This is a genomic window from Amycolatopsis bullii (genome assembly GCF_014654205.1).
GTDB lineage: Bacteria > Actinomycetota > Actinomycetes > Mycobacteriales > Pseudonocardiaceae > Amycolatopsis > Amycolatopsis plumensis.
Genome location: NZ_BNAW01000057.1, coordinates 1 through 19,910 on the forward strand (window position 1 = coordinate 1; position 19,910 = coordinate 19,910).

The 19,910-nt window shown below is 73.2% G+C and carries 25 protein-coding genes; 8 read left to right on the forward strand and 17 right to left on the reverse strand.

The window, feature by feature from the left end:
• The coding region (locus tag IE317_RS38260; protein ID WP_229903140.1) for a serine/threonine-protein kinase at positions 1 to 854 on the reverse strand (854 nt) is incomplete at its 3' end.
• 166 nt (positions 855 to 1,020) lie between these two features.
• Positions 1,021 to 1,683 (reverse strand): TVP38/TMEM64 family protein, encoded by a 663-nt coding sequence (locus IE317_RS38265; RefSeq protein WP_191316259.1) that lies wholly within the window; start codon positions 1,681 to 1,683, stop codon positions 1,021 to 1,023.
• 66 nt (positions 1,684 to 1,749) lie between these two features.
• Between IE317_RS38265 and IE317_RS38270 the strand changes: the two genes are divergently transcribed.
• Positions 1,750 to 2,757, forward strand: a complete 1,008-nt coding sequence (locus IE317_RS38270; protein WP_191316260.1) for a DNA polymerase domain-containing protein — start codon at positions 1,750 to 1,752, stop codon at positions 2,755 to 2,757.
• A 3-nt stretch (positions 2,758 to 2,760) separates the two neighbouring features.
• On the opposite strand, the gene IE317_RS38275 is transcribed toward IE317_RS38270, so the two are convergent.
• The gene (locus tag IE317_RS38275) at positions 2,761 to 3,384 is read right to left on the reverse strand and encodes a hypothetical protein (RefSeq protein WP_191316261.1); all 624 of its coding nucleotides are present in this window, start codon (positions 3,382 to 3,384) and stop codon (positions 2,761 to 2,763) included.
• Positions 3,385 to 3,722: 338 nt separating this feature from the next.
• Here IE317_RS38275 and IE317_RS38280 point away from each other — a divergent pair, with 338 nt between their 5' ends.
• Positions 3,723 to 4,115 carry a DUF6221 family protein gene (locus IE317_RS38280; RefSeq protein ID WP_191316262.1) on the forward strand — a complete coding sequence of 131 codons (393 nt, stop codon included), beginning with the start codon at positions 3,723 to 3,725 and terminating at the stop codon, positions 4,113 to 4,115.
• Positions 4,116 to 4,151: 36 nt separating this feature from the next.
• A complete protein-coding gene (locus IE317_RS38285; RefSeq protein ID WP_229903141.1) occupies positions 4,152 to 5,147 on the forward strand; it encodes an LLM class flavin-dependent oxidoreductase in 996 nt (331 codons plus the stop codon).
• A 67-nt stretch (positions 5,148 to 5,214) separates the two neighbouring features.
• Here the strand turns inward: IE317_RS38285 and IE317_RS38290 are convergent, their stop codons facing one another.
• Genes IE317_RS38290 through IE317_RS38300 form a run of 3 tightly spaced genes read right to left on the reverse strand, consistent with a single transcriptional unit; the run spans position 5,215 to position 7,947 of the window.
• Positions 5,215 to 5,721, reverse strand: coding sequence for an AAA family ATPase (locus IE317_RS38290; protein ID WP_191316263.1), 507 nt, complete (start codon positions 5,719 to 5,721; stop codon positions 5,215 to 5,217).
• Positions 5,718 to 6,374, reverse strand: a complete 657-nt coding sequence (locus tag IE317_RS38295) for a maleylpyruvate isomerase N-terminal domain-containing protein (RefSeq protein ID WP_191316264.1) — start codon at positions 6,372 to 6,374, stop codon at positions 5,718 to 5,720. Before IE317_RS38295 ends, IE317_RS38290 begins: the two co-directional genes overlap by 4 nt.
• 19 nt (positions 6,375 to 6,393) lie before the next feature.
• Entirely contained in the window at positions 6,394 to 7,947 is a 1,554-nt protein-coding gene (locus IE317_RS38300) for a PucR family transcriptional regulator (RefSeq protein WP_191316265.1), read from the reverse strand.
• A gap of 118 nt (positions 7,948 to 8,065) precedes the next feature.
• Here IE317_RS38300 and pruA point away from each other — a divergent pair, with 118 nt between their 5' ends.
• Together pruA and IE317_RS38310 are read left to right on the forward strand one after the other, a co-directional pair.
• Entirely contained in the window at positions 8,066 to 9,694 is a 1,629-nt protein-coding gene (gene pruA, locus IE317_RS38305; protein ID WP_191316266.1) for an L-glutamate gamma-semialdehyde dehydrogenase, read from the forward strand.
• Between the two features lie 13 nt (positions 9,695 to 9,707).
• Positions 9,708 to 10,637 (forward strand): proline dehydrogenase family protein, encoded by a 930-nt coding sequence (locus IE317_RS38310; RefSeq protein WP_191316267.1) that lies wholly within the window; start codon positions 9,708 to 9,710, stop codon positions 10,635 to 10,637.
• 59 nt (positions 10,638 to 10,696) lie between these two features.
• On the opposite strand, the gene IE317_RS38315 is transcribed toward IE317_RS38310, so the two are convergent.
• Complete coding sequence (locus IE317_RS38315; RefSeq protein WP_191316268.1) at positions 10,697 to 11,068, reverse strand: thioredoxin family protein; 372 nt, start codon at positions 11,066 to 11,068, stop codon at positions 10,697 to 10,699.
• Between the two features lie 85 nt (positions 11,069 to 11,153).
• Here IE317_RS38315 and IE317_RS38320 point away from each other — a divergent pair, with 85 nt between their 5' ends.
• From IE317_RS38320 to IE317_RS38330, 3 genes are all read left to right on the forward strand, one after another.
• Positions 11,154 to 11,396 (forward strand): DUF2630 family protein, encoded by a 243-nt coding sequence (locus tag IE317_RS38320; protein ID WP_191316269.1) that lies wholly within the window; start codon positions 11,154 to 11,156, stop codon positions 11,394 to 11,396.
• Between the two features lie 104 nt (positions 11,397 to 11,500).
• A complete protein-coding gene (locus IE317_RS38325) occupies positions 11,501 to 11,911 on the forward strand; it encodes a YciI family protein (protein WP_191316270.1) in 411 nt (136 codons plus the stop codon).
• Between the two features lie 35 nt (positions 11,912 to 11,946).
• On the forward strand, positions 11,947 to 13,089 hold the full coding sequence (locus IE317_RS38330) for an RNA polymerase sigma factor (protein ID WP_191316271.1): 1,143 nt from the start codon (positions 11,947 to 11,949) through the stop codon (positions 13,087 to 13,089).
• Between the two features lie 165 nt (positions 13,090 to 13,254).
• Here the strand turns inward: IE317_RS38330 and IE317_RS38335 are convergent, their stop codons facing one another.
• From IE317_RS38335 to IE317_RS38380, 10 genes are all read right to left on the reverse strand, one after another.
• Positions 13,255 to 14,799, reverse strand: a complete 1,545-nt coding sequence (locus tag IE317_RS38335) for an alpha/beta hydrolase (RefSeq protein WP_191316272.1) — start codon at positions 14,797 to 14,799, stop codon at positions 13,255 to 13,257.
• A gap of 72 nt (positions 14,800 to 14,871) precedes the next feature.
• Complete coding sequence (locus IE317_RS38340; protein WP_191316273.1) at positions 14,872 to 15,951, reverse strand: ATP-dependent DNA ligase; 1,080 nt, start codon at positions 15,949 to 15,951, stop codon at positions 14,872 to 14,874.
• A gap of 27 nt (positions 15,952 to 15,978) precedes the next feature.
• Complete coding sequence (locus IE317_RS38345) at positions 15,979 to 16,578, reverse strand: alkaline shock response membrane anchor protein AmaP (RefSeq protein WP_191316274.1); 600 nt, start codon at positions 16,576 to 16,578, stop codon at positions 15,979 to 15,981.
• Positions 16,575 to 17,111: a DUF6286 domain-containing protein gene (locus IE317_RS38350; RefSeq protein ID WP_191316275.1), complete on the reverse strand. Its 537-nt coding sequence runs from the start codon at positions 17,109 to 17,111 to the stop codon at positions 16,575 to 16,577. The genes IE317_RS38345 and IE317_RS38350 overlap by 4 nt, the downstream gene beginning before the upstream one ends.
• A 2-nt stretch (positions 17,112 to 17,113) precedes the next feature.
• Positions 17,114 to 17,464, reverse strand: a complete 351-nt coding sequence (locus IE317_RS38355; protein WP_191316276.1) for an Asp23/Gls24 family envelope stress response protein — start codon at positions 17,462 to 17,464, stop codon at positions 17,114 to 17,116.
• The gene (locus IE317_RS38360; protein ID WP_013224542.1) at positions 17,461 to 17,637 is read right to left on the reverse strand and encodes a hypothetical protein; all 177 of its coding nucleotides are present in this window, start codon (positions 17,635 to 17,637) and stop codon (positions 17,461 to 17,463) included. Before IE317_RS38360 ends, IE317_RS38355 begins: the two co-directional genes overlap by 4 nt.
• A gap of 34 nt (positions 17,638 to 17,671) precedes the next feature.
• Positions 17,672 to 18,109 carry an Asp23/Gls24 family envelope stress response protein gene (locus tag IE317_RS38365; protein ID WP_191316277.1) on the reverse strand — a complete coding sequence of 146 codons (438 nt, stop codon included), beginning with the start codon at positions 18,107 to 18,109 and terminating at the stop codon, positions 17,672 to 17,674.
• Positions 18,110 to 18,197: 88 nt separating this feature from the next.
• Positions 18,198 to 18,611, reverse strand: coding sequence for a hypothetical protein (locus IE317_RS38370; protein WP_191316278.1), 414 nt, complete (start codon positions 18,609 to 18,611; stop codon positions 18,198 to 18,200).
• Positions 18,611 to 19,165: an RNA polymerase sigma factor gene (locus IE317_RS38375; protein WP_191316279.1), complete on the reverse strand. Its 555-nt coding sequence runs from the start codon at positions 19,163 to 19,165 to the stop codon at positions 18,611 to 18,613. Before IE317_RS38375 ends, IE317_RS38370 begins: the two co-directional genes overlap by 1 nt.
• Positions 19,162 to 19,902, reverse strand: a complete 741-nt coding sequence (locus IE317_RS38380) for a pyrimidine reductase family protein (protein WP_191316280.1) — start codon at positions 19,900 to 19,902, stop codon at positions 19,162 to 19,164. Before IE317_RS38380 ends, IE317_RS38375 begins: the two co-directional genes overlap by 4 nt.
• Between the last annotated feature and the right edge of the window lie 8 nt (positions 19,903 to 19,910).

The following is a 19,910-nucleotide window of genomic DNA, read 5'->3' on the forward strand; positions in this document are numbered from 1 at the left end:
CGGTGCTCTACCGATCTGTCGTTCGCGGCGGCGGGGCCCGCGGGCTTGCGGCCCGCGCCGCCGGAGAGCAGCGGCGGCGACGCCGTCATGCCACCCGGCTCGGTGCGGGCCAGCGCGGCCAGCCGCTCGCGGGCCTCGGCCATGCTCGGCCGCTCGCCCGGCTCGCTGCGCAGCAGGCTCATCAGCAGCGCGGTGGCCGCACCCGCCTGCACCGGCGGGTTGATCTGGCCGTTCGCCGCCGCGTAGAGCAGCGCGAGCTGGTTGGTCGTGTTGCCGTACGGCGTGGTGCCCTCGATCGCCTGGTAGAGGGTCGCGCCGAGGGCGAAGACGTCGGAGCTGGGCACCGGGTCGGCGCCGCGGGCGAGCTCGGGCGCCAGGTACGCGGGCGTGCCGCCGATCAGGCCGGTCGCGGTCAGCGTCATGTCACCGGCCGCGCGGGAGATGCCGAAGTCGGTGATCTTCGCGGTGCCGGTCCGGTCGATGAGGATGTTGCCCGGCTTGACGTCGCGGTGCACGATCCCGGCGCGGTGGGCGGCCACCAGCGCGGACGCGACCTGCTCGCCGATCCGGGCGACCCGCCCGAGCGGGAGGGTGCCCTCCTCGGCGAGGATCGTGGAGAGGCTGGGCCCGTCGAGGTACTCCATCACCAGGCACGGATCGCCGTTGTGCTCGGCGATGTCGAACACGACGATGGCGTTCGGGTGCTGGAACCGGGCCGCGTTCTTCGCCTCGCGCATCGCGCGCTGGCGCATGTTGTCGCGTTCGGTCTCGGAGACACCCGGCTGCGGGAGGATCTGCTTGATCGCGACGGTGCGTTCGAGGCGCACGTCGGTGGCGCGCCACACGACACCCATGGCACCGCTACCAATGTGCTCGACGAGGCGGTAGTGCCCCGCGATCAGCTGACCGGTGTCGATGGCGACTGCTCCTGACGAAATTCCCGGTGGTGGTGGCCCTGCTCAGCGCGTTACCGCTTCGCGCACCCGATCGAGTGTAGCGGTCGGGCCTGTGCTGTTCTCGTCAGCCAGCCGGTGCGGCGGGCTGCGGTTCGGCCGGTGCCCGCTTCTTGAACACCTTGACCAGCCCGATCGCTCCGGCCAGCGCGAACACGCCGTAACAGGCGAGCAGCGCGGGCGGCGTGTCGCCGGTCAGGGCGTCGCCGAGGACCACCACGGCGACCGTGCCGGGCACGCTCCCGAGCAGCGTACCGGCCAGGTACGGGGCGAGCCGCACCGAGGACACCCCGCAGAGGTAGCTGAAGGGCGCGAACGGCACCACCGGGATCAGCCGCAGCGACGTGACGGCGAGGACGCCGCCGCCGGACAGGCGGTCGTCGACCGTTTTCACCGCGGACCGGTGCAGGTGCCGGGTGACCAGGTCGCGGCCGAGCAGGCGGGCCAGCCCGAAGGAGAGGCCGCCCGCGACGGTGGTGGCGACCAGGCCGATCGCGATCCCGGCCGCGGTGCCGACGAGCAGGCCGGCGGCGAGGTTGAACACCGTCCGCGGGATGGGGACCACGGTGAGCAGCGAGTACGCGACGAACAGCACGAGCGGGGTGGCGGGGCCGGTGGCGGCGGCCCAGGCCCGCAGTTCGGCCGGACCGGGGATCGGCAGCAGCACCGCGGCCGCCGCGAAGACGGCGAGCACGGCGAGCGCGACGATCAGCTTGGTGCGGCCGGACACCGTTCGAGACTACCGGCGGCATTCTCGCGGGCGCCGCGGAGGCGCGATCACCGCTAGCGTGGCCGCATGCCCAAGCACGGAGACCCGGTGGAGTACGAGGTGGGCGGCCGCACGGTCCGCGTCTCGAGCCCGGACAAGGTGTACTTCCCCCAGCGCGGCATCACGAAGCGGCAGGTCGTCGAGCACTACATCACGGTCGGCGGGCCGCTGCTGCGCGCGATCGGGGAGCGCCCGACGACGCTGAAGCGCTACGTCGAGGGCGACTGGTTCTACGCCAAGCGCGTGCCGAAGGGCGCGCCTGCGTGGGTCGACACCGCCGAGATCACGTTCCCCTCGGGCCGCAAGGCGGACGAGGTGTGCCCGACCGAGCCGGCGGTGTTCGCGTGGGCGGCCAACCTGGGCACGTTCGACTTCCACCCGTGGCCGGTCCGCCGCTCGGACGTCGACCACCCGGACGAGCTCCGGATCGACGTCGACCCGCCGGACCGGGCGGGCTTCGCGGACGCGGTCGAGGTGGCCGTGGTGGTCCGTGAGGTCCTGGCGGACGCGGGCCTGACGGGCTGGCCGAAGACCTCGGGCGGCCGCGGGGTGCACGTGCTGGTCAGGATCCGGCCGGAGTGGGACTTCGTGGCGGTCCGCCACGCGGTGATCGCGCTGGGCCGCGAAGTGGAGCGCCGCATCCCGGCCAAGGCGACGATCTCCTGGTGGAAGGAGGAGCGCGGAGGCCGGGTGTTCCTCGACTACAACCAGGCGGCCCGCGACCGCACGGTGGCCTCGGCGTGGTCGGTTCGCGGCACCCCGCGCGCGACGGTGTCGACCCCGCTGACGTGGGACCTGCTGGGCGAGGTGGGCGCGGACGACTTCGACGTGCTGACGATCCCGGCGTTCCTGGTGGAGCACGGGGACCTGCACGCGGGGATGGACGAGGAAGCGTTCGGTCTGGAGACGGCGCTGGAGTGGTACGAGCGAGACCTGCGTGACCACGGGCTGGGGGACCTGCCGTACCCGCCGGACTACCCGAAGATGCCGGGGGAGCCGAAGCGGGTCCAGCCGAGCAAGGCCCGCCCCGAGTGACCGTCACGGCTTGCGGCAGCTGACCGCCGTCACGGTGGCCTTCGGGACCACCTTGGTGCTCTTGGTGGTCATGATCGTGCGATCGACGCGGTAGGAGGTGCCGCCCTGGGCGTAGGCGGTCTCGATGAGGTCGCCGGACTCGTCCCCCGAGATGCTGTAGGTGATGTCGCACTCCCAGAGCAGGGTGCTCGCGCCGAGGAAACTGAGCTTCGGCTCGACGACCACGTTGCACCCCGCCGAACCGAAACACTGCTTGGACTGGACGGCCAGGTCGACCGAGTAGTCCTTCGCCGTGGGCTCGGGCAGGAGCGGCTCCGTCGTGGTCGGAATGGCGAACGCGGGGACCGACGGACTGGTGGTGGCGGGCGCGGCGGCATCACGCGGCCGGGCGGCACCGTCGGCGGAGATCCACGTGCCGCCCGGGCCGACGCACGGGGCGTGCTGCGACTTGTCCTGGCAGGGACTGGTCGAGACCTTGCTGTACGCGAGCGCCAGCACGACGCCGCCCACCAGGGCGGGCAGCACGGCCAGCACGCCCACCACCCACGGCCACTTCCTGCGCTGGCGCTGCGGGGCGACCGGCGGGACGTACGGCATCTGCGGGCCGGGTGAAGCCGGAACGGACATGACCACCTCCGTGACTGCGCTGCGGGGACAGACGCGGCGGCGAAGCCCGGCGTTACGGAGCGACACGAACGAGATCGTCATCCGGCACGAACTGTAATCACGGCCACAGCAGTGGCGGTCATCACCGGATCTCCCGATAGCCGGGAAATGGCTCTCCTCCAAATGAACCAACCGGAACGCCGAGTGATCACACAAGCGCCCGCTGTCGCCTTTCGGGTCACAAAAGTTGCACGGCCGATCGCGATGTCACGATCTTGGTCTCCGACGGCGTAACGTGCGGTCCCGAATCGACGACTCCCCGGGACCATCGGGGAGCGGGTTCGAGGAAGGAGGCCGTCGTGGACGACCTGATCGCTTTCCTCGCGGCGCGCGTGGGCGCGCGGCAGGCGTTGATCATGCAGGCCGTCAACAAGGCGAAGGCCGGCGAGGCGATGAACCGCGGCGAGACCAAGGTCGCCGTGGAGCAGAAGATCCGCGGGCTCACCGATCTGGAGCTCGACGTGGTCAACCAGATGATCAACGAGATCGAGGCGACCCGGCGGATCCTGCTCGCCCACCGCACCACGGTGTCGGAGAAGGTGCCCGGTTTTCCGCTCTACGGCAGCGAATACTGGTGTGACACCTGCCACGTGCCCGCCGACGAGGCCGGCTCCAACTGGTGCCTCACGCTGCGCCTGCTGGCCCTGCCCTACGCCGACCACCCGGAGTACAGCGAGCGCTGGCGGCCCTGACGGGAATCCCGCCGGACGGCGGGCGTTGCACCCGGCGTGAGGTTTTCCGTGCTCGACCGCTCGCCCGTGCGGCGCGACCGCGGCCCCGCACAGGCGCTGCGGGACACCGTCGCCTTCGCCGCCGGCATCGAACGGCTGGGCTACCACCGGTTCTGGGTGTCCGAACACCACGGCGTGCCGGGCGTCGCCGGGTCCGCGCCGACCGTGCTGGCCGCCGCCGTCGCCGGGGCGACCTCGCGGATCCGGGTCGGCACCGGGGGCGTGATGCTGCCGAACCACCGGCCGCTGGTCGTCGCCGAGCAGTTCGGGGTCCTGGAAGCGCTTCACCCCGGCCGGATCGACATGGGGCTGGGCCGGTCCGTCGGCTTCACCGGCGGCGTCCGATCGGCGCTGGGGCACGGCAAAGAGGCCGCCGACGACTTCGGCGCGCAGGTGCGCGAACTGCTCGGGTTCTTCACCGGGGAACACGCCTACCCCGGCGTGCACGCCTACCCCGCCGAGGGGCTGCGCGTGCCGCCGTTCCTGCTGGCCACCGGCTCCGGCGCGGACCTCGCCGCGGAACTCGGGCTGCCGCTGGTGATCGCGCCGGTGCGCGGTGAACGGGCACTGGCCGACGCCGTGACGCGCTACCGGGACGGGTTTCAGCCGTCCGAGTGGGCCCGCGAGCCGTACGTGGTGGTGTCGACGGCGATCGCGGTGGCGGACTCGGCGGCGGACGCGCGCCGCCTGCTCGTCCCGGAGGCCTGGGCCACGGTGTATTCGCGCTCCCACGGCGTCTTCCCGCCGCTGGACCCGCCCGGCGCCGTCCTCGCCGCGCCGATGACCGCGCGCGAGCGCGGGCGGCTCGAGGAGACTTTGGACAGTCAGATTTCTGGTACGCCGGCCGAGGTGGCAGACCGCCTGGGGAAGCTGGTCGCGCTCACGGGCGCCGACGAAATCCTCGCGACGACCGCCGCGTACGACCAATCCGCGCGGCTGGATTCTTTCGCCGCGCTGGCCGAGCTCGCGGGTTTGCGCGTTTCCCTGTCGTGAATTGTCGTCCCGGTGCCGGGTAATCGTGTCGGTTATTGAATGCCGGACAGGGCGAACACCGCGTCAGTCAATTGCGGATCCGTCCGGCAATCCCGCGCGCCACCTCGGCCGGCGTCCGCCCGTCCGTGGGTACCAGCGTCGCCGACCGGCGCAGCCACGGCAGGGCGTCGCCGTAGCGGTCGACGTGGTCGAGCCGCCACTGCCGGGCCACGGTGTCGGCCGACTCTTCGATCCGGCGGCGCAGCTCGGCCGGCTCGGCGTGCAGCACGAAGTGGGCGACCGGGACGCCGCGCTCGGCCAGGCCGTCGAAGATTTCGCGCGCGTACGCCTCCACCAGGAGGGTCTGCGGGATGATCAGCGTGCCGGCGTGTTCGTGCACGCGAGCCGTGTTCTCGACGACGAGCGGGCGCCACAGCGGCAGGTGCTGGAAGTCCCCTTGGTGCTCCGGGAACGCCGTGCGCAGCAGGTAGCCGACGAACTCGGTGTCGAACGTGCGGGCGCCCAGCAGGCCCGCCAGTTCGGCCGCGGTCGTCGTCTTGCCCGCGCCGAACGTGCCGTTCAGCCAGATGATCACCCGAGCACCAGCGGCAGCCGCGCCGCCAGGTCGCCCAGTGCGTCGCGCTCGGCCTCCGTTGCCGCCCGCCGGCCGGTCCCCACCAGCAGGACGTCGGCATCCGAGAACGACGCCGGGAACTTCGCCCCCGCGATCTTCTCCAGCATCAGCCGCGCCCGCGCCAGCCCCTCCGCCGGCGGCCCCGCCACCGAGGACACGTGCGCCACCAGGTCCAAGTGGTGCAGCGTCCACTCCAGTACGTACGCCGACAGGTAGTCGCCCGCGGTCAGGACCATCTCCTGCGTCGACACCCGCTCGCCCGGGTCCACCAGGTCCGCCGCGCGGCCCGCCGCCGCGCCCACGTCGTCCAAGTGGAACTTCAGCAGGTCCGGGTCCTCGTACGCCGCCGCCAGGCGGACGATCAGCGCCGAGAGCGGGTCTTCGCCCGAAGGGAGGGCGGAAGAGACCGCCCAGTACGTGATCGCGTCGTGCGTCAACGCCGAGGACGCCGGCGTTGCGAGGGTGATCAGCACGTCCTGCGCATCGATCACCAGGTGGCAGACCAGGTCCCGGACCAGCCACCCGCGGCAGCCCGAGGGCCGGGAGAACTCCGCGGGGGGAAGGGAAGCGACCGCGGCGCGCAACGCCGCCCACGTGCGCGAAAAGAGATCCACGCGCGCGAAGCTAGCAGCTTCACAACCGCAGCTGCAGCTGAGTTAACAGCCGCTGCGCCGGGTCGTCGAAGTCGACTCCGGACACCTCGGCCGCCCGCCGGACGCGATAACGCACCGTGTTCGGGTGGATGTTCAGCACCCGGGCTGCCGCCCTGACGTCGCCGAACGCGTTCAACCAGGCCAGGACCGCCGGGACCAGGATGCCGCCGTGCTCGGTGTCGTGCTCCACGAGCGAAACCAGCCGGGGGTCGCGGATGCGCGGCTGCGAACCCAGATACGCCAGCACCTCCGACAGCAGCACCTCGGCGCGGACGTCGGCCAGCGAGGCGACGTCCGCCTCCCAGCGGCCGCGGGTCATCGCCGCCAGGACGCGGTCCGCGTCGCCGCGGGAGGCCGCCGCCTCCGACAGCCGGGGGACCACGCCGCCGAGGGCCGCGCGGACCGGGACGTCCAGGTGACGGCGGGCCGTCGCGGTGATTTCGCGGGCCAGCGCCAGCACCGCCGCGTCGGAGTGCTCGGGCAGGTCCGGCAGCAGGGCGTAGACGCGGCCGCCGATCACGCTCACCAGCGCGCTGCGCCGGTAGGCCGCCGTGTGGACGGCGATCAGGTGCACCAGCTCGGCCCGCCGGAGCTGCCGGTTGTCCGAACGCTCCAGGGAGAACGCCAGCACCTGCGCCGGCCGCGCCGGGTCGGCGCCGATGTCGTCGGCGACGGACTCCGCGTCGAGCCGGCCCTCCAGCAGGCTCGCCAGGAGGTCTTCGCGCAGCCGCAGCTCCGGGCTCGGCAGCGTGCGCGCTCGGATCAGCTGCGGCGCCAGGGTGCGGCTCGCCCCGAGCAGCGCCGTCTCGGCCCGTTCGGTGAGCGGCTGCGCGCCCTCCTGGACCCAGATCGTGCCGAGCGGCTGCCGGCCCGCGTGGATGCCCGCCGCGATCCGCCGCCGGATGCCCAGCTCGGGCCGCTCGTCGATCCGGACGATCCCCTCGCCGGCGCGCAGCCGCTGGTAGACGCCCCATTCGCGGAGCATCGCGAGGTAGCGCTCCGGGCCTTCGCGGCCGAGGATCGACAGCCGGCGCAGCTCGTCGACCTCGTCGCCGGCCCGCGAATACGCCAGCACGCGGTTCGCCGTGTCCTCGATGCTGACCAGGCCGCCGGTGAGCGTCGCGATCGTCTGGGCCAGCGCGAACAGGTCGCCGAGCACCTCCCCGCTGGCCGCCTCGCCGCCCGCGCGGGCCGCCTCGACGACGCCGCGGGCCAGCGATTCCACCTGCTCCCACCGCGCCTCCGCGCCGACGGTGAGCAGCGCGACGCCCGCGTCGGCGGCGACGTCCGCACCGGTCGCGCCCTTGACCGCCACCGCGGCCGCCCCGCCGCGCCCGGCCGCGCGGATGGCCGGCGCCGCCGCCCGGCCGCGCGCGCCGATCACCAGGACCAGGTCGCCGGGGGAGGCCTCCAGGGGGTCTTCGGGGTCGAGGATCACGACGTCGGTGACGTCGACGCCGAGGCCGTGCGGCGCCACGACGACCTCGACGAGCGGCTCGCCGAGCGTCGCCAGGACGTGGCGCAGCGACGTCACGAGGGCGTTATTCGATCGGCCAAGATCACAGGCGCGATTTTAGCCGATCGGACAAGCCGCCGAGACGTGTCCGGAGTTACCGTTCGGGGCATCTGGACTACAGAGCAGAGGAGCCGCCGTGGACGCCGTGACCCAGACCCCCGCCCCGACGAACGAGCCGGTGCTGACCTACGCACCCGGCAGCGCCGAGCGCGCCGAGCTCGAGGGTGCGCTGCGTGAGCTGGGCCAGGCGGAACCGGTCGACCTGACCGTCACCATCGGCGGCGAGCAGCGCCCCGGCGGCGGCGAGAAGATCGACGTCGTCCAGCCGCACAACCACAAGCACGTGCTGGGCACCATCCACAGCGCCACCCAGCAGGACGCGACCGACGCCATCGCCGCCGCCGCGAAGGCCGCGCCGGAGTGGCGCGCGCTGTCCTACGACGACCGCGCCGCGATCCTGCTGCGCGCCGCCGACCTGCTCACCGGCAAGTGGCGGGCCACGCTCAACGCCGCCACCATGCTCGGCCAGTCGAAGACCGCGACCCAGGCCGAGATCGACTCCGCCTGCGAGCTCGCCGACTTCTGGCGCTTCAACGTCGAGTTCGGCCGCCGCATCCTCGCCGAGCAGCCGATCAGCTCGCCGGGCGTGTGGAACCGGATGGAGCACCGGCCCCTCGAGGGCTTCGTCTACGCGATCACGCCGTTCAACTTCACCGCGATCGCCGGCAACCTGCCGACCGCGCCCGCGCTGATGGGCAACACCGTGCTGTGGAAGCCGTCGCCGACGCAGTCGTTCGCCGCGCACCTGACCATGCGGCTGCTCGAAGAGGCCGGCATGCCGCCGGGCGTGATCAACCTGCTGCCGGGCGACGGCAAGGCCGTCTCCGAGGTCGCCCTGACCCACCGCGACCTGGCCGGCATCCACTTCACCGGCTCGACCGCCACCTTCCAGCACCTGTGGGGCACGGTCGGCGCGAACATCGCGGGCTACCGCGGCTACCCGCGGCTGGTCGGCGAGACCGGCGGCAAGGACTTCGTGCTCGCGCACGCCTCCGCCGACATCGACGTCCTGCGCACGGCGCTGGTCCGCGGCGCTTTCGAGTACCAGGGCCAGAAGTGCTCCGCCGCTTCGCGCGCGTACATCCCGCGCAGCGTCTGGAACGAGCTGAAGGACGGCCTGGTCGCCGAGACCGAGGCGCTGACCTACGGCGACGTCACCGACCTGTCGCACTTCGGCGGCGCGGTGATCGACCGGCGGGCGTTCACGAAGCACTCCGACCTGTTCGACCGCGTGCGGGGCGACGCTTCGGTGGAGATCCTCACCGGCGGCACCGCCGACGACAGCGTCGGCTACTTCGTGCAGCCGACGATCCTGGTCTCGGACAACCCGAAGCACGAGATCTTCTCGACCGAGTACTTCGGCCCGATCCTTTCGGTGCACGTCTACGAGGACGGCGGCTTCGACGACGTCCTGAAGCTGATCGACTCCTCCGCGGCGTACGCGCTGACCGGCGCGGTCATCGCCAACGACCGCACCGCCGTCGCGAAGGCGTCCGAGGCGCTGAAGTTCTCGGCGGGCAACTTCTACGTCAACGACAAGCCGACCGGCGCCGTCGTCGGCCAGCAGCCGTTCGGCGGCGCGCGGGCCTCGGGCACCAACGACAAGGCCGGCTCGATCTTCAACCTGCTCCGCTGGACGAGCCCCCGCTCGGTCAAGGAGACGTTCGTGCCGCCGACCAGCGTCCGTTACCCGCACCAGGGCTGAGGAGGGAACCGTCATGCTGCGTGCCCCGTTGCTCGCCGCCGCCCGGTCGAAGGGCATCCGGCGGCTCGTGGAGGCCGTGCCCGCCACGCGGTCCGTGGTGCGCCGGTTCGTGGCCGGGTCCGAGACCGCCGACGCCGTCCGCGTGGCCAGGGAACTGGCCGCGGACGGCCGCCGGATCACCCTCGACCACCTGGGCGAGGACACCACCGACGCCGCGCAGGCGGCGGCGACCGTCGCGGCCTACGAGGCGGTGCTGTCGGCGCTGGCCGCGGAAGGCCTGGCCGAGGGCGCGGACGTCTCGGTGAAGCTGTCGGCGGTGGGCCAGTTCCTGCCGTCGAACGGCGAGGACGTCGCCTTGGAGAACGCGCGGAAGATCTGCGCGGCGGCCGAGGCGGTCGGGGCCACCGTGACGCTCGACATGGAGGACCACACCACGACGGACTCGACGCTCGGCGTCCTGCGCGAGCTGCGCGGCGAGTACCCGTGGGTGGGCGCGGTGCTGCAGGCTTACCTGCGCCGCACCGAGCAGGACTGCCGGGAGCTGTCCGGGCCGGGGTCGCGGGTGCGGCTGTGCAAGGGCGCGTACGCCGAGCCGGAGTCCGTGGCGTTCCCGGACAAGTCCGAAGTGGACAAGTCGTACGTCCGCTGCCTGCGCGTCCTGATGGCGGGGCAGGGCTACCCGATGGTGGCCTCGCACGACCCGCGGATGATCGAGATCGCCGCCGCGCTGGCCGAGGAGAACGGCCGCAAGGACGACGACCACGAGTTCCAGATGCTCTACGGCATCCGGCCGGAGGAGCAGGCGCGGATCGCGGCTTCCGGCGCGCGCATGCGCGTCTACGTGCCCTACGGCGACGAGTGGTACGGCTACTTCATGCGGCGGCTGGCCGAACGCCCGGCGAACCTGGCGTTCTTCCTGCGCGGGCTCGCCACCCGGTCCTGAACACGACGAAGGCCGCCCGTGTGGGTTTCCCGGGAGCGGCCTTCGTCGTGTGGTGGTGGTCAGGCCTGGTCGGCCTCGGCTTCGGCGGCCTTGCGCTTGACCTCGTCCATGTCGACCTCGCGAGCCTGCTTGATGAGGTCTTCGAGGGCGGGCGCGGGCAGCGCGCCGGGCTGGGCGTAGATCAGCGTCTTGTCCCGGATGATGGCCAGCGTCGGGATCGAGCGGACGTCGAAGGCCGCGGCGAGCTGCTGCTGCGCTTCGGTGTCGACGCTCGCGAAGACGATGTCGTCGTGCTTCTCGGAGGCCTTCTCGTAGACCGGCGCGAACTGGCGGCACGGCCCGCACCAGCTCGCCCAGAAGTCGATCAGGACGAACTCGTTGTCGGTTACCGTCTGGTCGAAGTTCTCGGCGGTCAGCTCAACGGTGCTCATGTCCTGGTCAACGATCCGCACCCGGCGGGAATTCCCGGGGGCGGGGTAGCGTCTGTCCCCGAGCACCTGCGACAAGGAGGACCAGATGGCCGACGGCGAAATCCTGGGCCGGATCGACGAGCTGATCGCGGAGGAGCACGAGCTCCGGTCGCGCTCGGTCGGCGTGGGGCTGAGCGGCGGCGACAAGGAGCGCCTCACCGCGGTCGAGCAGCAGCTCGACCAGTGCTGGGACCTGCTGCGGCAGCGGCGCGCGAAGACGGAGTTCCACGAGAACCCCGACGACGCCGCGGCCCGCCCGGTGTCCGAGGTGGAGTCCTACCGCCAGTAGGTCCCGGAAATCTCTTCGCCGGCGATGTCGAAACGCCGGAATCGGCTCCGTCCCCGGGGTGCGAGCGGCCAGAATGGGTCGCCACACACCGAGGGAGCACCACGATGGCCAAGTACCTGCTGCTCAAGCACTACCGCGGCGCGCCGGCCCCGGCGAACTGCGACACGACCATCGACCAGTGGACGCCGGAGGAGGTCACGGCGCACATCCAGTACATGCGGGACTTCGGGGACAAGCTCGTCGCCACCGGCGAGTTCGTCGAGCACCAGGCGCTCGCCCCGGAGGGCACGTTCGTCCGCTACGACGGCGAGGGGCGGCCGCCGGTCACCGACGGCCCGTTCCCCGAGACCAAGGACCTCATCGCCGGCTGGACGGTGATCGACGTCGACAGCTACGAGCGCGCCCTCGAACTGGCCGCGGAGCTGTCGGCGGCGCCCGGCCCGAACGGGGAGCCGATCCACGAGTGGCTCGAGCTGCGCCCGTTCCTCGCCGCGCCGCCGACCATCACCGAATGACGGGGAACGCCAGGGGCGAGGGGGTCGGCTGAGCCGTGGACGAAGCCCTGCTCCGGAGCCTCACCCCGGGTGTGCTGGCTGTCCTCGTCCGCCGCGGAGCCGAATTCGCGGCGGCCGAGGACGCCGTCCAGGAAGCGCTCGTCGAAGCGCTGCGCGTGTGGCCGGCCGACCCGCCGCGGGACCCGAAGGGCTGGCTGGTCACCGTGGCCTGGCGCAAGTTCCTCGACGCGACCCGGGCGGACGCCGCCCGCCGCAAGCGCGAGGACGTCGTCGACGCCGAGGTGGCGCCCGGGCCCGCGGCGGCCGTGGACGACACGCTGCAGCTGTACTTCCTGTGCGCGCACCCGTCGCTGACGCCGTCGTCGGCGGTCGCGCTCACGCTGCGGGCCGTCGGCGGGCTCACCACGCGTCAGATCGCGCAGGCGTACCTGGTGCCCGAGGCGACCATGGCGCAGCGGATCAGCCGCGCCAAGCGCACCGTGTCGGGCGTGCGGTTCGACCAGCCCGGCGACGTCGCCACCGTGCTGCGCGTCCTCTACCTGGTCTTCAACGAGGGCTACTCCGGCGACGTCGACCTCACCGCCGAGGCCATCCGGCTGACCCGGCAGCTCGCGGCGGCGATCGACCACCCCGAAGTGGCGGGGCTGCTCGCGCTCATGCTGCTGCACCACGCGCGACGCGCGTCCCGGACGACCGAGGGCGGCAGCCTGGTCCCGCTGGCCGAGCAGGACCGGGCCCGCTGGGACACCGCGCTGATCACCGAGGGCGTCGCGCTCCTGCAGCGGGCGCTCTCGCGTGACCGGCTGGGCGAGTTCCAGGCCCAGGCGGCCATCGCGGCCCTGCACGCCGACGCGCAGGACGCCGCGGAGACCGACTGGGTGCAGATCGTCGAGTGGTACGACGAGCTCGTCCGCCTCACCGGCAGCCCGGTCGTGCGGCTCAACCGCGCGGTGGCCGTCGGTGAAGCGGACGGGCCGCGCGCGGGCCTGGCGGCACTGGCGGAGGTGGACCCCACGGTCCCGCGTTACACGGCGGTCTCGGCCTACCTCCACGAGCGCGACGGCGACCTCGAGACAGCGGCGAAGCTCTACGCCGAAGCGGCGGCCAAGGCGTCCAACCTCGCCGAAGTCGACCACCTCACCCGCCAGGCCGCCCGCCTCAACACCCGCCGCGCGTGACCGAAGGGGCATCTCGTGTGATTGGGCGGGCATCTCGCGTGTCTGGAGGGGCATCTCGTGTGATTGGACCGGCATCACGCTGATGCCCGCTCAATCACCCGAGATGCCCCTCCGATCACGCGTGTGTCCCTTCTGATCACGCGAGATGCCCCTCCGAACACGGGGTCAGGCGGGGCAGAGGGTGCCGTCGGTGGGGATTTTGCCGTCGACGAGGAAGGCGCGGGCCGCCTCGGTGACGCAGGGGGAGACGCCGAGGGCGCCGTGGCCCGCGCCCTGCCAGGTGATCGTCACCGCGGACGGCATCTGGTCGGCCGCACGGGTGCTGCCGACCTGGGGGGTGACCGGGTCGGTCGCGGTGGCCGCGACCAGGATCGGCGGGGTGCCGGGCGCGCCCGGCGCCGGCAGCGGCTCGGTGCGCACCGGCCACGGGCCGCACCAGGCCAGCTGCTGGGCGAGGACCGCGCCGAACTGCGGGTACTTGCCGCGCATCCCGGCCACGACCTGGTCGAGCTGGTCGGCCGAGAGCCGGGTCTGGCTGTCGTTGCAGCGGGTCGCGATGGTGGCGTCGATCCGCGACGGCTGGGCCCGCGAGTCGTTCAGCACCGGCGCGGCGAACGCGGCCAGCGGCGCGATGTTCCCGGCACGCGCGGCGGTGATCGCGTCGGCCAGCTCCGGCCACCGCGCGCGCTGGGTCAGTCCCGTGTAGACGGCGAACATCGCGACGCCCGGGCCGAACGCGACGTCCTCGTCGGTCGACGCCGGTGTGCTCCGCAGCTGGTCGGCGAGCGCGGCCAGCGCCGCCTTGGGGTCGCCGAGGGCGCAGTGCCGCGACGCGCAGTCCGTCGCGAAGGCGTCCAATGTGGACTGGGCGCCGGCGGCGACCGCGTCGAGCACCGCCGCGGTGTCGGCACCCGGGTCGGGGACGCCGTCGAGGACCATGCGCCCGACCTGGCCGGGGAAGCGCACCGCGTACTCGGCCAGCACCTTCGAGCCGTCGCCGTGGCCGAGTGCGTCGAGACGCTCCATGCCCAGCTGCTTGCGCAGCTCGTCGAGGTCGCCCGCGCCGCGCCAGCTGTCCAGCGCGGTCTGGGAGTCGTCGAGCTCGATGGCGCACTGCTGGCCGGCCTTGCGGGCCGCGTCCAGCACGTCGCCGAGGCCGCCCTGCGCCGGGTCCACGTCGACGAGGTCGTGCCGGATGTCGGCGGGGACGCACTGGGCCGCGCCCGACAGCCCGGTGCCGCGCCGGTCCAGGCCGATCAGCGAGAACTTCTCCAGGAACGCGGGCGGCAGCGTCGCGGCCAGCCGCGCGGCGTACACCGTGCCCGGGTCGCCGTCGACGTCGTTGACCACGACCAGCGGCACCGGCCCGCTGCCGACCTTCAGCGCCAGCAGCCGCACCACCGAGCGCCGCGGCTCGCCGGGGGCGTCGAGCGGCGCGGTGACGCGGGCGCAGCTGAAGTGCAGCCCGTCCGGGACGCCGGGGGCGCCGATGCGCTGGCGGGTGTCCTCGTCGCAGTCGGCCCACTTCAGCGTGGCCGACTGCGGCTCGCCCAGCGGCGGCAGCGGGACCCCGGGGGTCCGCGACGGCGCGGCGCCGGTCGTCTTCCCGTCGTTCTCGACCAGCGCCGGGCGGACCGACGGCCCCGCGGCGCAGCCCGCGGCGGCGGTCAGGGCGAGCAGCGCGGCCAGGAGACGGGTACGGCGGCGCACGGGCGGGGTCCTCACGTCGAACGTCGATCAAGGGGGCAGGCCGAGCTTCGCACGGCCGGTGTGGGACGCGGGTTAGCGGGTCCGCACCACCTGGCCGCGGAAGACGGCGTCGAGGTCGTAGCGGGCCGGCTCGTCGAGCTGGCCGTAGTCGCACGACGCGGGTTCGCGGTCGGGCCGCCACCGCACGAACCGCGCGTTGTGCCGGAACCGCGACGGCATCCCGCCTTCGGTGTTCTCGTAGGCGACCTCGACGACGCGCTCGGGCCGCAGCGGCACCCATTCGTGCTCGGTGGCGCGCCAGCGGGTGATCCCGCCCGGGATGCGCTGCGCCTCGCCGGTGGCCCGGCCGCCCCACGGGTGGTCCTCGCCGTCGGTGATCAGGGGCGCCAGCTCTTCGGCGAGCTCCCGGCGGCGGTCCTTGGGGAACGACCCGACGGTCCCGACGTGGTGCAGCACGCCGTGGTCGTCGTGCAGGCCGAGCAGGAACGAGCCGACGAGTTCGCCGGGGCCGCCGTCGACGTGCCAGCGCAGCCCGGCGAGCACGCAGTCGGCGGTGCGCAGGTGCTTGTACTTGAGCATCGCGCGCTTGCCGGGGGTGTACGGCTCGTCGAGGGGCTTGCCGATGACGCCGTCGAGACCGGCGCCCTCGAACAGCTCGAACCAGTGCCGGGCGGTGTCCGGATCGGTGGTCGCGGGGGTGAGCGGGAAGCGGTCACCGGCCAGTTCCACCAGGCGTTCCCGGCGCACGGAGGTCGGCTCGTCGAGCAGCAGGTCGTCGTCGAGCGCGAGGACGTCGAAGGCGACGAACTCGGCGGGCTGCTCGGCCGACAGCAGCTGGATCCGGCTTTCGGCGGGGTGGATGCGTTCGGTGAGGGCGTCGAAGTTCAGCCGCCCGTCCCGCGCGACGACCAGCTCACCGTCGAGCACCACCCGCGGCGGCAGGATGTCCAGCAGCCGGGCGACGGCCTCCGGGAAGTACCGGTTGAGCGGCTTTTCCGCGCGCGACTGCAGGTACAGCTCGTCGCCGTCGCGGAAGACGATGCAGCGGAAGCCGTCCCACTTGGGCTCGAACAGCAGGCCCCCGGAGTCCGGGATGGCCTTGGCGGGCTTGGCGAGCATCGGCTTCAGCGGCGGCTGCAGCGGTAGGGGCATGCCCCGCATTCTGCGGAAAACCCCGGCTCAGCGCACGCGTTTGGCGGGGCTCGTGTCGAGTTCCATGCGGACCGCGGTGGGCAGCGACGCCAGCCCGAGCGATTCGCGGGCCCTGGTCAGCACCCGCGCGTCCAAGTCCGACCACACCGCCTTCAGGTCCGTGCCTTCGTGCAGCCACACCGTGACGCGCAACGCCGGGGAGGTCCGCGAGCCGACCGCCCGGACGCGGGCCCGGCTGACGCCGTCGAGCTGTGCCGCGTCCGCCTCGACCGCCCCCGCGATCGCGGCCGCCGTGACCACCAGCTCCGCGCCCTCCGTGCGGTCGAGGTCCAGGTCGGGCCGGGGTTCCGGGCGCAGCGAACGCACCACCCACCGCAGCCCGAGCACGAACAGCAGCACCCCGAGCACGATCGCCGCGATGCGGGCCGGTGTCGCGTGCGAGCCGAGCCACTCGAGCGCGATCGGGTCCAGCAGGGGGCGGCGGCCGCGGAACTCGCCGAGCCCGCCGAAGCCGACCACCAGGGCCAGCGCCCCGCCGAGGAACGCGAGCAGGCCGACCAGGAACGTCAGGGTGCGCTCGCCGGTGTACGACCGGGAAAGGGCCTTCGTGGCGACCGATCGGCTCATCGGCGGTCCTTCGGCGAGTCGACGACGACCGTGACCTTCGGCCGCCGTACCAGCGGGATGTCGTCGAGCAGCGTGGACACCGTCGCGAGCAGCCGTGGCCGCAGCTCGGCTTCGGCCTCGAGGGTGCTCTTCGCCCGGACGCGGATGCGGCGGGCGCTCGCGGTGACGGACGCGCCCGCGACGTTGTCCTGCGCGCGCACGGTCATCCCGACCAGCCGGGCCAGCGAGCGCGGGGACGTCGAGACGCTGACGTCGGCGGCCGGGTCGGTCAGCCGCACCGCGCGGTTGCCGGCGGCGAGCGCGCACCCCACCAGGACCAGGCCCGCCGCGGCCAGCACCCCGGCACCGACGCGCACCGCGTAGGCGTCCCAGCCCAGCGACGCCAGGCCGGCCTGCCAGCGCGGCCACGGCACCACCAGCGGGGCCGAACCCGGGCGCCACCAGTGCCAGCCGACCTCCAGGGCCAGCAGTGCGCCGGCCACCGCGAAGGCCAGACCCAGCAGGGTGGCGAGGATGCGGACGAACGGGCGCACGGCTACCGCACCCTCGGCGCGACGGCCGGCAGCAGCGCGGACACCGTCACGGCCATGCTCCGCACGCGGTAGCCGGTGATCAGCTCGACCTCTTCGGTGACCTTCTCGCGCACGTCGCCGACGACCGCGCGGACCGCCGCCGGGTAGTGCAGGGCCAGGTCGAGCGCGAGGTCGACGTCGTTGTCGTGGCCGCCGACCTTCGCCTTCGGGCCCTTCTTGCCGTCGCGGGCGGTGCCGGGCACCCGGCCGGCCGCGTGCTGGGCGACCTTGCGGACCACGGCGTGCCCGATGGTGAGGGTGCCGCGCTCGGCCGGTTCGGCGAGCTCCCGCGGCACGTCCAGGGCCGGGCTCACTTGTCGCGGCCCTTGCCGAACAGCTCGCCGAGGTCGAGTTCGCCGTCGAGGACCCGGCCGGCGACCAGGCCGATGATCCCGACGGCCAGGGTCACCAGGAACGCCGTGAACCCCTGGGTCGCGGCGAGGCCGAGGATCAGCCCGGCCAGTAGCCCGGTCTGCGTTGCGTTCACATGTCCTCCTTGGACGGGACGGAAGGCCGGCGGGTCATTCCACCCGCGTCGATTCGGGTTCTTCCTCGCCCGGCAGGAAGATGTCGTTGACCGCGATGTTCACCTCGATCACCTCGAGGCCGGTGATCTGCTCGACCGCGGTGATCACGTTGCGCCGCACCGTGCGGGCGACGTCGGTGATGCGCGCGCCGTACTCGACGACGACGTCCAGGTCGATCGCGGTCTGCTTCTCGCCGACCTCCACCGACACGCCGGTGGTGGTGACCGTGCCGGAGCCGGGGATCCGCTCGCGCAGCGCGCCGATCGCGCGGGACACCCCGCCGCCGCCCAGCGTGTGCACGCCGGCCACTTCGCGGGCGGCCAGGCCGGCCACCTTCTGCACGACCAGCGAAGAGATGGTGGTGCGGCCGGCGGCGCCCTCTTCGTTGAGCGGGGTGACCGTGCCGGGGCTTTCGGTCCGTTCCGGGTGCATGCGTGCGGGCTCCTCTCGGCGGGGTTCTCGCCCTTACGATGCCCGGCGGTGCGAAACCCTCACGCAAGGTCCCCCGATCGGGTCAATCTCACCCCGGGTGCACGTCCACGACGTGCACGTTCACCACCGCGGCGATCCCCAGGTGCCGGGACAGTCCGGCGGCGATCTCCCGCCGGAGCGCTTCGGCGGCCGCGTCGGCGATCAGGCCGAACCGGACCGACACCAGCACCTGGACGACGCCGCTCTCGACGGCGACGGCCGAGATCCGCACGCCGAACGGGCCCCGGTCCGCGGCGATCGTCCGGGCCAGCCGGTCGACCACGCCTTCGGCGACCCGCAGCCCGCCCGCTTCGCCGGGCACCTCCACCGCCGTCCGCCGGCCGCGCGCAACGGCCCGCAGCACGCGTTCGACCAGGCCCGGCGGGGTCGGCACCCGGTGCCGGGCGGCGGCGCGCACGGCGTCCCAGCGGGGGTCCCGCTCGGGATCCGCTACCTCGGCCATCACCGCTCCCTCAGCTCGGCGAGCAGCGCCACCCTGGCCCGGTGCAGCCGGGAACGCAAGGCGGTTACGTTCACGTCGAGCACTTCGGCGACCTCTTCGTAGCTGAGCCCCTCCAGTTCGCGCAGCACGAGCGGGACGCGCTGGGACACCTCCAGCCGGCCGACCGCCCGCAGCACGGCGTCGACCTCTTCGGCCCGCACGACGCGGCCTTCGGGGCCGGGCACGGCCGCGGCCAGCAGCGCGCTGTCCACAGTGGACTGCGGTGCGGGGTCGTCGAGCGACACCGTCGGACGGCGGCGGCGCAGCACGGCGAGCGCGCTGTTGGTGACGACCCGGTAGAGCCATGTCGACACCGCCGACTCCTGGCGGAACCCGGCCAGTGACCGCCACGCGGCGAGCCACGCCTCCTGCACGACGTCCTCGGCCTCGGCCGCGCTGCCGGTGATGCGCAGGGCCACCCGGTACATCCGGGGCGTGTGCTCCCGCACCAGCGCCCCGAACGCGGTGGCGTCGCCGTCCGCGGCCCGGGCGAGCAGCTCGGTGTCGTCGCTCACCCGGCGTCCCGACGATAGCGAAGGAGCGTGAAGCCGTCCTCGACGAGGATCGACGCCAGCGCGAGCCGGCGCGGCACGGCGGGCGTGGCGCCCGCGGCGATCCGGCCCGCGGTCCCGGCCACCAGCAGCGGGGCGACGGTCAGGCACAGCTGGTCGACGAGGTCGGCGGCGACGAGCCGGGCGAACAGGCCGGGGCCGCCTTCGCAGTCGATCCGGCGCAGGCCCCGGGCGGCCAGCAGGTCGAGGGCCCGGGCGAGGTCGACGTCGTCGCCGCCCGCCCGCAGAATCTCAGCCCCGGCGGCTTCGAGGGCGCGCGTGTCGGCCGTGTCCGTGGTGACGACGATCGGGGGCACGGCGGTTTCGGTGAACAGCCGGGAAGCGGGGTCGAGATCCGCCGTGCGGGTCACGACGGCGATCGGCGGGACACCGGTGAAGCCGAGCCGTCGTCGGCGCTCCAGGCGTTTCGCGCCCGCGACGACCCCGCGGTAGTTCTCGGCGCGGACCGTCCCGGCGCCGACCAGGATGACGTCGGCGAGGTCGCGGCCCAGCAGGAAGACCTTCCGGTCGGCGGCGTGCGAGAGCCCCGCGGACGTCGTGTCGATCTCGACGGCACCGTCGGCGGACGCGACGAAGTTCACCTGCACCCAGGGCCGGTCCAGGTTTTCGGGGTAGGCGTAGATCTCTTCGAGGTCCGAAGCGCTCAGCTCGCCCGTCCGATCGGGCCACACACTCTGCACCCGATCAT

Bases quoted from the DNA above. Each gene is read 5' to 3' on its own strand.
- IE317_RS38370 (WP_191316278.1), bottom strand. From the start codon at position 18,611: ATGGCCGAGGTAGCGGATCCCGAGCGGGACCCCCGCTGGGACGCCGTG.
- IE317_RS38275 (WP_191316261.1), bottom strand. From the start codon at position 3,384: ATGTCCGTTCCGGCTTCACCCGGCCCGCAGATGCCGTACGTCCCGCCG.
- IE317_RS38270 (WP_191316260.1), top strand. From the start codon at position 1,750: ATGCCCAAGCACGGAGACCCGGTGGAGTACGAGGTGGGCGGCCGCACG.
- IE317_RS38345 (WP_191316274.1), bottom strand. From the start codon at position 16,578: ATGAGCCGATCGGTCGCCACGAAGGCCCTTTCCCGGTCGTACACCGGC.
- IE317_RS38365 (WP_191316277.1), bottom strand. From the start codon at position 18,109: ATGCACCCGGAACGGACCGAAAGCCCCGGCACGGTCACCCCGCTCAAC.
- IE317_RS38315 (WP_191316268.1), bottom strand. From the start codon at position 11,068: ATGAGCACCGTTGAGCTGACCGCCGAGAACTTCGACCAGACGGTAACC.
- IE317_RS38320 (WP_191316269.1), top strand. From the start codon at position 11,154: ATGGCCGACGGCGAAATCCTGGGCCGGATCGACGAGCTGATCGCGGAG.
- IE317_RS38325 (WP_191316270.1), top strand. From the start codon at position 11,501: ATGGCCAAGTACCTGCTGCTCAAGCACTACCGCGGCGCGCCGGCCCCG.
- IE317_RS38340 (WP_191316273.1), bottom strand. From the start codon at position 15,951: ATGCCCCTACCGCTGCAGCCGCCGCTGAAGCCGATGCTCGCCAAGCCC.
- IE317_RS38310 (WP_191316267.1), top strand. From the start codon at position 9,708: ATGCTGCGTGCCCCGTTGCTCGCCGCCGCCCGGTCGAAGGGCATCCGG.